This is a genomic window from Bacillota bacterium, assembly GCA_033549065.1.
GTDB lineage: Bacteria > Bacillota > Dethiobacteria > DTU022 > DTU022 > JAWSUE01.
Window position 1 is genome coordinate 61,719 of record JAWSUE010000007.1, and the last position, 14,130, is coordinate 75,848.

A 14,130-nucleotide genomic window follows, 5' to 3' on the forward strand; every position below is an offset into this window, starting at 1 on the left:
TTGTGGGAAGTTTTCGTATGAGTAATCTATTGTTGACAATCAGTTATGATGGGACCGCTTACAGTGGTTTTCAGATCCAGCCTAATGCACCTACCGTTCAACAAAGCATTGAACAGGCGCTGGAAATTATCTATAAACAGCCGGTGAGGATAAATGGCGCCGGGAGGACAGATGCGGGGGTGCATGCACGGGGACAGAGAGCCAGTTTTACAGCCCCCTTTCCGATCGCCATCAATAAAATACCCTATGCGCTGAACTCACTTTTACCGGAAGATATTGTGATTATTGACACCCGTGAAGTTCCTGAAGATTTTCATGCCCGGTTCAATGCCAGTCGGAAAACTTACAGCTACACCTTGGATCGCGCATTATTCCCCCAGGTAATGCTCAGACTCTATAGCTGGCATCTTCCTGACGCTCTGGATCTTAACCTGATGGGCGAAACGGCTAAGCTTCTTGAAGGAACCCATGATTTTAAAGCTTTCCAGGCGGTGGGGAGCCTGGTTGAAGATACTTTTCGGACTCTCTACAGGGTTGAAATAAATATTATCCCCGAAAAAGATCTATTGGTAATCCACTATGAAGGAAGTGGATTTCTTTACCGCATGGCCAGACTCATAACCGGGACTCTCGTCCAGGTGGCCCAAAAAAGGCTGCCAGGCTCAGTTGTCAGTGAAGCCCTTCTGACAGGTAATCCTGCATTAATCGGGCCTACCGCTCCGGCACGTGGTTTATGCCTGGAATGGATATCTTATGATGGGCTTGTTGAAGAGGTGTGAATAATTAGCGGACATGGGGGTGGAAGAAAAGATGACTTCTTTGCTTTTCAAAAATGCTCAAATTGTTACCATGGATTCATCCAGAAACGTGATTTTTGGTAATTTACTGATTGAAAACGACCAGATAAAAGCAATCGGAGACAGAACTTTTTTTGCCGACAAAGAGATCGATCTGAATGGCAAGATAATTATTCCCGGGCTTATCCAGACTCATGTCCATCTGGCCCAGACACTTTTCAGGGGGCAGGCCGATGACCTTGCCTTACTGGACTGGCTGAGTAAAAAGATTTGGCCGATGGAAGCAGCACACGACGCATATACCTTGTATTACTCAGCGCTATTGGGAATCTGTGAACTTTTTCGAAACGGTACAACATCTATTGTAGATATGGCCACTGTCCATTATACTGACTCTGTTTTTCAGGCGATGACCGAAACAGGGATCCGGGCTATAGGTGGTAAATGCATGATGGATACCGGAAACGATGTTCCACCACGTATGATGGAAAGTACCGGAAAATCAATTCAGGATAGTGTCGATCTGCTTGAAAAATGGCATGGTAGTTCCAATAACCGTATTCAATATGCATTTAACCCAAGGTTTGTGCTTTCCTGCAGCAAGGAAATGCTCCTTGAGATCAGAGATCTTTCTGAAAAAAATCAAGTCCTTATACACAGCCATGCTGCGGAGAATGAAGATGAAACTAAGGCAGTTAAACAATCATTCGGAAAAGGCAACATTCATTATCTTGCCGATCTAGGTTTGACCGGAGAAAGGTTAATCCTGGCCCACTGTATCTGGGTCGATGATGAAGAACTGGAGATCTTGAAAGAAAGTGGTACGAAAGTAGTCCACTGCCCATCATCAAATCTGAAACTGGGTTCCGGAATTGCCCGGATAACTACAATGCAGGAGATGGGAATAAGCATTTCACTGGGGGCTGACGGTGCACCCTGTAATAATAATATGGATCCCTTTATGGAGATGCGCCTGGCAGCCCTGCTGCAAAAACCATTCTTTGGCCCTACAGCTATGCCTGCAGAGAAAGCATTTGAGATGGTCACCCTTGGTGGGGCTAAAGCAATGGGCCTTGAAACTCAAATTGGTTCAATCGAACCAGGCAAAAAAGCCGATCTGGCCATTTTGGATCTGGATCGTGCTCACAGCATACCGGCAACGGGAAGTAACATCTACAACAGGCTTGTTTATGAAGCTCAATCTTCAGATGTAGTGCTGACAATGGTTGACGGAAGGATCGTTTTTGAAAACGGTACAGTGCAGACAATCGACGAAAAAGAGGTATATCGGGGGTCTGAGCGATTAATCAGGAAGATTCTCACCCGATTGGGTGCCATATAAAAAAAATAGCTAAAAATAGCTTGAAACAGCCTGTTATAGCTTGACAGGGCTAGCCCGGTATATTAGAATGTAGGTTGTGGCTTTACTGGAAGAGGTAAAAGGAGAGGGTAGAATTGCGTACTACATACATGGCTAAACCTCATGAAATAAATCGGCGCTGGTATGTTATTGATGCTGCCGGACGGCCTTTGGGCAGAGTGGCAACAGAAGCAGCCCGTTTATTGAGAGGGAAGCATAAACCAGAATTTACTCCTCACCTGGATACAGGTGATCATGTCATTATTCTTAATGCCAGCCAGGTCGTGTTAACCGGGCGCAAGCTGGAACAAAAAAATTATTACAGGCATTCAGGTTATCCCGGCGGACTGAAGAAAATACCTTATGAAGTTTTGATGGCAACAAAACCTGAAAAAGCTGTTTATGAAGCAGTTCGGGGCATGCTTCCCCATAATCGCCTGGGTCGCGCAATGCTTAAAAAATTGCGTGTATACAGAGATGACCAGCACTCTCATCAGGCTCAACAGCCGGTAGTCTGGGGAGAAGGGCCGGAAGTTAAGACGGAAGGAGGCCCTAAATCTTGAGCGAAGTTCAGTATATGGGCACCGGACGCCGTAAAAAATCGGTAGCCAGAGTAAGGCTTTTACCGGGTAACGGCAAGATAGTCATTAACGGGAAAGAAATGGATCAGTATTTCGGTTTGGAAACTCTCAAGCTTATTGTCAGACAGCCGCTGGTTGCTACTGAAACTGAAAGTCGGTTCGATGTTATCGCCAAAGTTGAAGGTGGCGGGTTTTCCGGGCAGGCCGGTGCAATCAGGCACGGAATAGCCCGGGCTCTGCTGCATGCAGATGGCGAATACAGACCGGTTCTGAAACGTAATGGTTATCTTACACGGGATCCGCGCATGACAGAACGTAAGAAATACGGCTTGAAAAAGGCACGTAAAGCGCCTCAATTCTCAAAACGTTAAAAGTTCCTTTAAAAGGCAGATTATTTATAGAATACTGGTTTTAATTGCCCGCAGAGGTGACCCGCAAGGACACCGGATGTGGGCTTTGATTTAGCCTTATGGCTGTTCAAATGGGAATCAAGGAGACAGATGCTGGATGAAAGAGATAGTTGACGGATTGTGGTTTATCGAAGGTGAAAATAAAGGCCGATATCCTCATGCCCATTCAATTTTTCTGGAAGGGGAGGAAAACATCCTGGTTGATACCGGGGCCGGTTCTGTATTAAAGGATTTGATTCCAAAAATCAGGCAGGTTTTTCTGACCCATTATCACCGGGATCATGTGGCTTTAAGCCATCTTTTTACCGGGGCAAAATTTTTAATGCACCCGGTTGATGCTCCCGGAGTAGAATCTCTTGAAGGGTTTTACCGTCTAACCGGTTTGGACCATGTCGATATTGATGCCTACTGGAAGATAGTCAGGCAGGTCAAATTTGAACCGATAAAGATTGACTGCTACCTGCAGGAAGGCGATTATCTGGAAGGTGCCCGCCTTGATGTAAAAGTACTGCATTTCCCGGGGCACACAGCCGGCCACTGCGGTCTTTTGGTTGAGAAATGTGGATTGGTCTTTGCTACTGATATTGACCTGACCACCTTTGGCCCCTGGTATGGCAATCCCGCTTCTGACATCAAAAAATTCCGGCAATCTATTCGCCGGTTAAGAGCTATTAAGCCTGACATTCTTATAACCGGCCATACCGCACCGATAAATAAGCACCTGGATCAGAAACTGGCAGAATATGAAGCGGTGATTGACCAGCGTGATGAAGCAATATTATCAGCTTTGAGGAAAGAGCCGCTGAACCTGGATCAACTGGTTGATAAGAAGATTATTTACAAGCGCCATTACGGGCAGGAAGTGCTGCGCCATTTTGAGAAGTCTATCGTTGAAAAGCATCTACAGGACATGATTGAGTGCGGAAAAATTGCAATAATGCCAGATAGCACAATTGAAGTATTGTAATCTGTCTAAAATCTCACTGTTGTCAAGTTGTCAAACCCTCCAAACTGGACTATAATATGCTTAAGAATATGGAACAGGCGATACACCATTCTGGTCTTGGTCAGGGTGCTATAATCTTGTTTTGGGATGCCCCGGACAGGACTCAAGAAGAAGGTAAAACTGATGAAAGTCCAACAATATATAGAAGAAAAACTCAGCCAGGGAGCAGTTCATATAACATTGATTGACCCATCGCGGCAGACCCCTGATGCTGCTGGAAGACTTGCAGAAACGGCCCAGGAAGTGGGCAGTGATCTTATTTTTGTTGGTGGCTCCTCGGGTGGAACACAGAGAATACTATCCGAAACTGCCGATGCTGTCAAGGAGAAAGTATCTATTCCCGTTCTTTATTTTCCCACCGGGACGGAATCGATCAGCTTAAATCTTGATGCCTTTCTTTTCCTCAGCCTGCTAAATTCACGAAATTCCCATTTTATCAGCGGCACTCAATCACGTCTGGCTCTCGTGTTAAAGCGTCTTGAGGTCGAAGTGCTTTCAATTGGATATATTCTAGTTGAACCCGGTATGAAACTGGGAGAAATCGGGGAAGCCGATCTGGTAGCTCGCGATAATTTCTGGGATGCCATTGGCTACGCCCTCACTGCTGAATTCATGGGTATGTCCTATGTTTACCTGGAGGCAGGAAACGGGGCGGCCCAGCCGGTACCAGCCGGAATGATCAGATCGGTGAAAAGGGAACTCTCCATTCCACTGATCGTTGGAGGCGGGATCAGAACGGCTATCGACGCCCGCAGGGTACGTCAGGCTGGGGCCGATATTGTTGTTACCGGAACCGTTATTGAAACAGCCGGTTATCGTGAACGCCTTCGTTCGATTTTAAGCGCACTGAAAGATTGATTTACTTAAAATAAATACTATTTATCAAGGTTATGTTGCCCGGGTTTTCAATCCCGGGCAATAATTGATTTAGTTTATTTTCTTATATTAGTCGAAGTGTTAAATGTGGATGTTATTTTGACCTTATATCTTTTCCCTGTAGCCTTCGGCTAACTTCAAAACTAGCTCATTAAGAAATGCACTGAATGCTTCTTCGTCATTCATTACAAGATATTTTTTATCTTCAATTAGTTTTCTTGCTTCAACTAAATCCTTATTTACTGATCCCGCTTCTTCAAGAATATCGATAAGGCGACTGGAAGCATCGACCAATCGAAAAGGGCCATACAGTGGCGGTTCACCAATAAGATTACAAGCACTTGTTGCCATATAACATATCAGTTTGTATGAATTCATTAGCAACTTATCATTTTCCATTACACACACCTCTGCAGTAATATTCCCTATAATAAACATCTTCTAAGGCAGGCCTGATCCCTCTTGGTTGATCCCCTTCAGGGTAACCAAGTGCAACAAGAAGTTCTGGTACTATGTTTTCAGGCAATCCTATGAGTGTGCCGATGGCTTTTGCATGGAAAGAGCGTATTACGCATGCCCCAAGACCCAGAGCGTGAGCTGCCAGTAAAAGATTTTGAGCTGCCATTGCAACATCCATAATTGAGTATATATAACCATTTGAACTGGCCTTTTCTTTGGCTTTTGCCTGATCGCCACAGAGGACCAAAACTGCTGCAGGTTTTCCAAACATTCCCGGAGATAAAGATTTAATAGCTTCCACTGTATTAGCTTCCTTAACCGACAGAAATATCCTGGGATTTATATTCCCCGCACTGGGAGCCCAATGAGCAGCTTCAACGAGAGTTTGCAGGGTGTCATCAGGTATTTCTTGTTCCCGATATCTTCTAATGCTTCGTCTGCTCTTTATAGATTCAAAGATTTCCAAATTGTTCACTCCTGTTAAAAGAGTTAAATTAAGGTAATTATCAACATATTAACCAATACTGCATAAATAAGTTATCCGATTAAAGTATCCCTAATATTGTATGTTTGTGAAGGTTTGTAAATGCACACTCAAATAAAATATGAAATTGTTTTTAAAGAAGACATGAAAGTGTACATAGGAAAATAATAAAATATTAGCAGTAATTTGGGCAAAACTGAAACATTTACTTTATAACATTTTTTAATTGTTCCTGTCAACAGCGTGTTAATACTCTTTATCTTATGCTCTTTGAAGTTGTTATTTGTTTAAGCAGCCATCATAAAGGGGAAGGATTCCTCTTTGAGCTGTAGAATTATGGTAAGACTACACTATAAGGTCCAATAGTAATCAATAATGAAAAATACACTCTAAACATTTTTTATGCATAACGCTTCACCTTGGTTTATTTTTAATACTGTGAAAGGAACTCGATAATGCCGTTTATTACAGTCAGAGAAGTTCTGGAACTGCCGGAATTGCAAAGTTTGGAAATAATTGCCGGTGAGACAGGCCTGGATCGGGAGGTAAGAGATGTAACGGTTCTTGAAGTGCCTGATCCTTTTCAATGGCTGAAAGGCGGTGAACTGGTTCTTACAGCTTTTTATGGTGTACGTGAAAACTATGATGCTCAGGTAAAGATTATTGAAGAATTTGCGAAAGTGATAGCAGGAATCTGTTTTAATCCGGGACCGGGTGTATTATTTGATCCAAAGATTATTAAAATTGCTGATCGATTAGCATTACCAATACTTAGAATGCCTGGTGATATGCCGTATACAAAGGTAATAACCGAGGTTATGCAGGCTATTTTAAACCGAAGAGCATATCTCCTTGGTCGCTCTTCAGAAATTAATTCAATGATGATAAAAGCAATATTAAATGGAGCAGAGTTAGGAGAAATTATATCTACACTTGCACAATTGGTACAGAATCCAGTTGCATTTCTCGACACTTCATTAAATCTTGTTGCCGATGATCCATATTATGATGGAGGCAGAGAATTTCTGCAGGCTGGGTTAGAGAAATTGCACGATTTTAATATATTTTTTAAGGATAACCAGAAATGTGAATTTCCTCTTTTTACAACCATAAATATTTCTAATAAAGATTTTCGCATTGGTCTGCAAGCAGTTATGATTAAGTCAACAACTTATGGTTATTTAACGGTTTGGGAGATTTTGAAAAAATTTGATGAAATTGATTTTCATGCCATAGCTCATGCATCTTCAGCTATAGCGCTTGACTTTGTAAGAAGTATTAACCTGGCTGAACAAAGGCAGAAAATGATAAATGATATTTCTGAAGATTTATTATCAGGCAATTATGTTTCCGAGGATTCAATTGTGAAGCAAGGAGAAGTTCTAGGTCTAAATATACCTATGCTAAATCAGGTTATGGTAATCCAAACAGGGAACATTAAGATAAAACAGATAATGCAAAATAAAAAAAGGAAAGTAACTTTCGATTTTAATGAGCTAATGTCAGAAATCAGGATTATAGTAGAAGGTTCTTTTTCTAACTCTCTTGTATCAGGCCGGAGAGGGGAAATTGTTGTTATTCTTAACACTGGGGCGGATAGTAAACGAAAAGAAGAGTTGGATAATTTGGCACAGGATATTGAGCTTAAATGTAAAAAATTAATTGGCAAGTCGGAAGTGATGATTGGGATCGGAGCTTGTGGAAAGTCTCTTAACTCACTTCCCTTGAGCTACTCGCAAGCGAAGGCTTCTATAACTATTGTTAATAGGTTGTTTGATGGCAGGACTATAATTTCATATGAAGATTTAGGTATATACCGATTATTAAATGAAATTCCTGATACACCGGAAGTAAGAAGATTTATAGAGATGATTCTTCCTGAAGTTGATAAGTGTGATCAAAATGTTTTGAAAACACTCGAAGTATTTATAGAAACACAGAAAAGCCCTGTTAAAGCAGGTAAGTATCTATATGTTCATCCAAATACAGTGAAGTATCGAGTAAGAAAAGCTAAAGAGCTCTGGGGGGAACATATATTATCAGATGAGAGATGTATCGATACACTTATAGCTATAAAATTAAAAAGGATCTTTACACATTCACTTCAAGATTAATAATATCATAACAGTAACGCTTAATTTTGAAGAAAAACTGCGAGATTCTTGAAGATAGATTTTTAACTGCCGCAGTTCCACATTATTCTAAATTGTCAGTCTACGCTAAGAATATTCTGGTTTTTTGTCCTCAAAAAACAAAGGATTAATTCCATTATAAAAGAACATTCTTAAATTAAATCTCTTTTTACATGAAACTGAATTGATCAGTTGTTACAGGTTATTTTATTAATTAGCTTCTGCAGATAAAAATAATTCTTGCTGGCTTATCTATTCCTTAAAACAGGGTTAATTGCAGAATGATGTGGGGAGGTGTTTTTATAGAAGGTCGTATTTGCACGATTATATTAGCAGTACAGGGCAAATAGTTTACTGTGTGTTTTATCAATTAGGGGGTGTAAGTAAAATGTTAAGAAGGCAATTACTTGCCTTACTGATTGTGCTTTTACTGATTTCTGCATTTAGTTTCGGCTGTGGACCGAGTGAGCCGGTTGTTGAACCAGATGAGGAAACACCTGAACCTTCTGTTGAAGGACCGGTATATTTAAGGAAGACATTTTCCTGGCCGACCTATATCGATCCGGCAATTGGCTCTGACTTTTCAAGTTCTACAGCGATGACCAACCTTTATGACACTTTGATCTATCCTAAATCTGATGGGTCTTTTGATCCACATCTTGCAAGGGATTGGGAAGTATCGGAGGACAACCTTACTTACAGATTCTTTTTAAATGAAGGGGTAATGTTTCATGACGGTTCAGAACTTACAGCAGAAGATGTAAAATTTAGTTTTGATCGTCTAGTTGCAATCGGAGAGGGCTTTGCATATATTTTCGGGGGTAGAGTTGAATCTGTTGAAGTTATTGATGACTATACAGTAGATTTTCACCTTCCGGTGCCATTTGGTCCTTTTTTGACTACACTTACCAGGTTATACATTGTAAATAAGGACTTAGTAATGGATAACCTGCAGGAAGGGCCATATGGAGATTTTGGAGACTATGGGAAAGAATTTCTTAACACTAATGATGCAGGTTCAGGGGCATACAAAGTTAAGGAATTTGATGTAGCAACCACCCTGGTGCTTGAAAAATTTGATGACTATTTTGCATTTATTGATCCAATGGCACCTGATATTTTTGAACTGATTGGAACAACTGAAGCGGCTACAGTAAGAACCGGTATGATGAGACGTGAAATTGAGATTTCCGATCAATGGCAGACATTGGAAGCCTTTAATTCTCTTGAGGCAACAGATGGTGTGGAAATCGCCAGGTGGCCGGATGGTGGACAGCTTTATTTGATGATGAATACACAGAATCCACCTCTGGATGATATTCATGTGCGTAGGGCGTTATCATGGGCTTTCAACTATGATGCATTAGTCCAGAATATATATCCGGGCACAGAGCAGGCTAAAGGTCCTGTCTCCAGCGTACTGCCAGGTTGGAACCCGAATGTAATGCAATACAGCTATGATCTTGAAAAAGCCGAACAAGAGCTTGCTTTATCAAAATACGCAGGGCAATTCGATCAATACCCGATTGAATATGCCTGGACGGCTGAAGTGGCTGATCTGGAGAAAATTGCTTTAATGACTCAAGCTGAGGCTCAGAAGATTGGCCTAACTGTAGAAATAGTTAAAACTCCCTGGATGACGATGATTGACCGGGCTGGGAGTGAAGATACCACCCCACATATCATGAGTATCTGGGTTTCCCCTCACTATGGTGAAGCAGGTTCAATCCTTGAAGCCAAATACCATTCTTCTAATACCGGCAGTTGGGAACAGACAGAGTGGCTAAATAATGCTGAAGTTGATGCTTTGATTGAACAGGCTATGGCTACAGTAGATCGCGAAGAGAGATTTGCTATATACATGCAAATTCAGGATCTGATAGTTGATCTTGCACCTACGATCTTTGCCTATGATAATATGGAGCGCCATGCTTATCAGTCATATTATATTGAGTGGCCGCAGGCAAATGATCCGATTCCGGTTATGGGTTACAATTTAGCTGCACGTTTTATCAGGGTTGATCCTGTCAAACGTGCTGAATTATTAGGCAATTAAGCAATCACGTAAGGAGAGTCCGAAAGGACTCTCCTTACACTTGTTTTATTAGCTGTGCGGAGGTTTAAGGATGAAGCTCTCAACATTTATTCTAAAACGACTTATCCTCTCAATAGGAGTATTAATAGGTCTTTCCATACTGATCTTCGTAATAGCCCGGGTTGTCCCCGGCGATCCGGTCAGGTTAGCTCTTGGCGCCCGTGCACCACAGGAAGTTGTTGAAAAGGTAAGCAGTGAGATGCATCTTGATAAGCCTTATCCGATACAATATGTTTTATGGTTAAAAGGTGTGGTGCAGGGTGATTTTGGAATGTCTCTTTATACCCGAAGAAATATTAGCGAAGATATTAAAGCATTTCTACCAGCGACACTTGAGCTTGCATTATTTTCCGGCATTATAATGACGATATTTGGTATTTTGCTAGGTGTCCTATCCGTAATGAAAAGAAACACCTGGCTTGATCATGTCGTACGTGTAATTTCATATCTGGGAGTGGTTACGCCGGCATTCGTTTTTGCTATCTTTTTTGTACTTTTCTTTGGTTATGTAATGCAAGCATTTCCAATATCGGGCCGTTTGGCTGCCCACATTACTCCTCCTCCTATTATTACAGGGATGATAACAGTTGATAGTTTGTTAACAGGTAATATCAAGGCATTTTTAAGTGCGCTTACCCATCTTTTTCTTCCAGCGCTTGCACTTTCTATGGCAGGTTTATCGCAGCAGGCAAGGATTGCCCGGTCAAGTATGAGCGATAATTTACAAAAAGACTATATATTAGCCCATAGGGCATGTGGTATTAGTGAACAGAGGATTATGTTTAAATATCTTCTAAAACCATCTCTAATTCCAACAGTTTCCATACTTGGGCTTGATTTTGCTGCACTACTCAGTAATGCATTTTTGGTAGAGCTCGTATTTAACTGGCCGGGTATTTCAAGATATGGCATTAATGCGATTCTCCGAAAAGATCTAAATGCGGTTGCTGCTGTTGTGATGATTCTTGGAATAACTTTTGTTCTTGTAAATATAATAGTTGATATAGTAGTTGCTTATTTGGATCCAAGGATTCGCATGAGGAGGGATCGTACTGGTGCCTGAGATAAATAATGGTATAAAAGAAAATAAATGGGAAGTGTATAAGGATAATATTAAAAGGTCATGGTATAAATTCACCGGAAACAGGCTTTCCGTTATTGGCTTGGCAATTGTTATCATTGTTATCTTTTTAGCGTTATTTGCACCATGGGTTACTCCTTACCCTGAACATAGAGATGCGTTTGTAGATTTTGGCAATGCCATGCAATCACCAAGTGTAAACCATTTAATGGGTACAGATGCAGTTGGCAGAGATATTTTAACACGGGTTATATTTGGATTTCGCTTTTCATTAATGATGGGTTTTGTTGTTATTGGCCTGGCAGCGCCTCCCGGTATTATTTCGGGATTGGTTGCAGGTTATTTTCGCGATACATGGATTGATACGATAATTATGCGTATTACTGATGTCTTTCTTTCTGTTCCTCCTCTGATATTAGCTTTGGCAATCACTGCTGTACTACCGCCGAATGTTTTTTTTGCAATGCTGGCAGTAACCCTAATGTGGTGGCCGTGGTATGCACGTTTGGTCTATGGTATAGCATCTTCATTACAAAATGAATTCTTTGTTCAGGCAGCTCAGGTTACCGGAGCGTCAAGATCATATATTATATTCAGGGAAATCCTTCCGAACTGTGTTTCATCAATATTCACAAAAATGACCCTTGACTTAGGTTTTGTGATTATTATTGCCTCCAGCCTTAGTTTTGTCGGTTTAGGGGCTCAACCTCCTACACCTGATTTGGGCACTATGGTTGCAGATGGAGCAAAATATATGCCCGATCAATGGTGGATGACTGTTTTTCCTGCTCTGGCAATAGTTATAGTAGTTCTGGGATTTAATTTATTAGGTGACGGGCTTCGTGATATGCTCGCAGTCGAGGAGGTATAATGGTGAGTGAAAAGCTGCTTGAAGTTCGTAACCTTTGTGTAAGTTATAAAACCTATGAAGGAAATTTGCGAGTAGTTGATGGGTTAAATTTAGAGGTGAGACAGGATGAAAAGGTAGGTCTTGTCGGGGAAACCGGTTGCGGGAAAACTACAACTATGAGAGCTATTATGGGTATATTACCAAAGCCGGTAGGAAAAGTAGATAGCGGAGAAATAATCTATAAAGGGCAGGACTTGCTTAAAAAAACCAATAAGGAAATGCAATGTATCCGGGGTGTTGAAATTGCAGTAATATTTCAGAATCCGACTGCTGCCTTGAATCCTGTTTTTACAATTGGACAGCAGTTGCAGCAGGCTATAAAAAGCCAGGTTCCGAAAAAAACTGGTAAGAAAATATCTTCTTCAGAAGCAAGGGAAAGAGCAATAAAAGCTTTAAAGGAAGCTGCTCTTCCTGATCCAGAAAGACTTTTGTCGAATTACCCTGTTCAATTAAGTGGAGGAATGAAACAGAGAGTATGCATTGCATTGGCGTTGGTATCTGATGCTAATCTGTTAATTGCAGATGAACCAGGTACGGCATTAGATGTGACCATTCAAGATCAAATTTTGCGATTGTTAATGTCCTCCGTAGAAAAACGGCAAACCGCAACCCTTTATATTGAACATTCTTTGGGAGTAATCAGAGAATGGATGGATAGGGTTTATGTTATGTATGCCGGAAGGACTGTAGAAGTAGCTAAAACCAAAGATCTATTTGATAATCCACGGCATCCTTATACCCGCGGCCTGATGCAGGCAGTTCCGAGACTTACAGGTGGAGGTATAGCCCAGGGGATTCCGGGAAGAGTGCCTGAATATGTTAATCCACCTAGTGGATGTCGATTTCATCCACGCTGCCCTTATCAAATAGATATTTGTGTGAAAGAAAGGCCACCTTATTTTGAAATAGGGGAAGATCATAAAGTAGCTTGTTATAGGAGTGCAGAAATTGACTGAAATACTAAGAATTGATAACCTGAAAAAATATTTTCATACAGCCCAGGGAGTAGTAAAGGCAGTTGATGGTGTTAACCTAACCCTGGATGAAGGTGAAACACTGGGTCTGGTAGGTGAATCGGGCTCAGGGAAAAGTACTGTTGCTTATACTGTGGTTGGTATCTATGGAGCTACATCCGGCAAAATTTTATTTCGCGGCAAGGATATTTCCATGGGAACTGTCCGTCGTCCAAAATCATTGAAAAAAGATATACAAATTGTTTTTCAAGATCCCGGAACATCTTTAAATCCCCGGCATTATGTTCACGAAATTCTTGCCATGCCTTTGCGGGTTCATAAAATCGTCCCGGAAAAAGAGATCACCAATAAAGTAAAAGAGCTTCTCGACAGAGTTCAGCTCCCAACCAGTTTTATATATAAGCACCCTCTCGAGTTGGGTGAAGGCGAAAAACAGTCGGTAGGTGTTGCCAGAGCATTGGCGGTGAATCCTTCACTAATTGTATTGGATGAACCTACATCAGCTTTAGATGTATCGATGCAGGCAAAAGTAATAAACCTGCTGTTAGATTTACAGAAGAATTATGGATTTTCATATTTATTTATTACCCACGATCTTGGAGTCATGAGAAATGTGGCAGACAGGATTGCGATAATGTACCTGGGCAAGATCTGTGAAATAGCTCCGGCAGCTGATTTCTTTCATAATCCACTTCATCCTTATACCCGGATGCTTATATCATCTGTACCGGTTGTATCTGAGGAAGAGGAACAACTAAGGCCTGTCAAAGTTGCTTCTCGTGGTGAAATTCCGAGTCCGGTAAATGTACCTAGTGGGTGTGGATTTCACCCTCGCTGCTCAGATGTTATGAGCCTATGTAGTGAAGAGATTCCCGGTAAATGGGAAGTAGAACCTGGACACTATGTATTTTGCCACAAGTATATAAAAGATAAGAGATGAATGTAAGATCCTGATTATCATGAAA

At 41.3% G+C, this 14,130-nt stretch carries 14 protein-coding genes; 12 read left to right on the top strand and 2 right to left on the bottom strand.

What is annotated here, in order from left to right; all coding sequences use genetic code 11:
• The first annotated feature begins 17 nt into the window (after window positions 1–17).
• The 6 genes from truA to SCJ97_06195 all read left to right on the top strand — a co-directional run bounded on the left by truA (window position 18) and on the right by SCJ97_06195 (window position 5,012).
• The gene (gene truA / locus SCJ97_06170; protein MDW7739627.1) at window positions 18–779 is read left to right on the top strand and encodes a tRNA pseudouridine(38-40) synthase TruA; all 762 of its coding nucleotides are present in this window, start codon (window positions 18–20) and stop codon (window positions 777–779) included.
• Window positions 780–810: 31 nt separating this feature from the next.
• Window positions 811–2,139 (top strand): 5'-deoxyadenosine deaminase, encoded by a 1,329-nt coding sequence (locus tag SCJ97_06175; GenBank protein MDW7739628.1) that lies wholly within the window; start codon window positions 811–813, stop codon window positions 2,137–2,139.
• Window positions 2,140–2,267: 128 nt separating this feature from the next.
• Window positions 2,268–2,720, top strand: a complete 453-nt coding sequence (gene rplM, locus SCJ97_06180; GenBank protein ID MDW7739629.1) for a 50S ribosomal protein L13 — start codon at window positions 2,268–2,270, stop codon at window positions 2,718–2,720.
• Window positions 2,717–3,109 (top strand): 30S ribosomal protein S9, encoded by a 393-nt coding sequence (rpsI, locus tag SCJ97_06185; GenBank protein ID MDW7739630.1) that lies wholly within the window; start codon window positions 2,717–2,719, stop codon window positions 3,107–3,109. The genes rplM and rpsI overlap by 4 nt, the downstream gene beginning before the upstream one ends.
• Before the next feature lie 136 nt (window positions 3,110–3,245).
• Entirely contained in the window at window positions 3,246–4,115 is an 870-nt protein-coding gene (locus tag SCJ97_06190; GenBank protein MDW7739631.1) for an MBL fold metallo-hydrolase, read from the top strand.
• Window positions 4,116–4,277: 162 nt separating this feature from the next.
• On the top strand, window positions 4,278–5,012 hold the full coding sequence (locus SCJ97_06195) for a geranylgeranylglyceryl/heptaprenylglyceryl phosphate synthase (protein ID MDW7739632.1): 735 nt from the start codon (window positions 4,278–4,280) through the stop codon (window positions 5,010–5,012).
• A 123-nt stretch (window positions 5,013–5,135) separates the two neighbouring features.
• Here SCJ97_06195 and SCJ97_06200 read toward each other — a convergent pair whose 3' ends face one another.
• Together SCJ97_06200 and SCJ97_06205 are read right to left on the bottom strand one after the other, a co-directional pair.
• Complete coding sequence (locus SCJ97_06200) at window positions 5,136–5,429, bottom strand: DUF6092 family protein (GenBank protein MDW7739633.1); 294 nt, start codon at window positions 5,427–5,429, stop codon at window positions 5,136–5,138.
• Window positions 5,419–5,955 (bottom strand): nitroreductase family protein, encoded by a 537-nt coding sequence (locus SCJ97_06205; protein MDW7739634.1) that lies wholly within the window; start codon window positions 5,953–5,955, stop codon window positions 5,419–5,421. Before SCJ97_06205 ends, SCJ97_06200 begins: the two co-directional genes overlap by 11 nt.
• A gap of 473 nt (window positions 5,956–6,428) precedes the next feature.
• On the opposite strand from SCJ97_06205, the gene SCJ97_06210 reads away from it, so the two are divergent.
• The 6 genes from SCJ97_06210 (at window position 6,429) to SCJ97_06235 (ending at window position 14,105) form a co-directional block, all read left to right on the top strand.
• Window positions 6,429–8,087 carry a PucR family transcriptional regulator ligand-binding domain-containing protein gene (locus SCJ97_06210; protein ID MDW7739635.1) on the top strand — a complete coding sequence of 553 codons (1,659 nt, stop codon included), beginning with the start codon at window positions 6,429–6,431 and terminating at the stop codon, window positions 8,085–8,087.
• 406 nt (window positions 8,088–8,493) lie between these two features.
• Window positions 8,494–10,161 (top strand): ABC transporter substrate-binding protein, encoded by a 1,668-nt coding sequence (locus tag SCJ97_06215; protein ID MDW7739636.1) that lies wholly within the window; start codon window positions 8,494–8,496, stop codon window positions 10,159–10,161.
• Between the two features lie 70 nt (window positions 10,162–10,231).
• Window positions 10,232–11,263 carry an ABC transporter permease gene (locus SCJ97_06220; GenBank protein MDW7739637.1) on the top strand — a complete coding sequence of 344 codons (1,032 nt, stop codon included), beginning with the start codon at window positions 10,232–10,234 and terminating at the stop codon, window positions 11,261–11,263.
• A 1-nt stretch (window position 11,264) separates the two neighbouring features.
• Window positions 11,265–12,152 carry an ABC transporter permease gene (locus SCJ97_06225; GenBank protein ID MDW7739638.1) on the top strand — a complete coding sequence of 296 codons (888 nt, stop codon included), beginning with the start codon at window positions 11,265–11,267 and terminating at the stop codon, window positions 12,150–12,152.
• Between the two features lie 2 nt (window positions 12,153–12,154).
• The gene (locus tag SCJ97_06230) at window positions 12,155–13,147 is read left to right on the top strand and encodes an ABC transporter ATP-binding protein (GenBank protein ID MDW7739639.1); all 993 of its coding nucleotides are present in this window, start codon (window positions 12,155–12,157) and stop codon (window positions 13,145–13,147) included.
• On the top strand, window positions 13,131–14,105 hold the full coding sequence (locus SCJ97_06235) for an ABC transporter ATP-binding protein (protein ID MDW7739640.1): 975 nt from the start codon (window positions 13,131–13,133) through the stop codon (window positions 14,103–14,105). Before SCJ97_06230 ends, SCJ97_06235 begins: the two co-directional genes overlap by 17 nt.
• The last annotated feature ends 25 nt before the right edge of the window (window positions 14,106–14,130 follow it).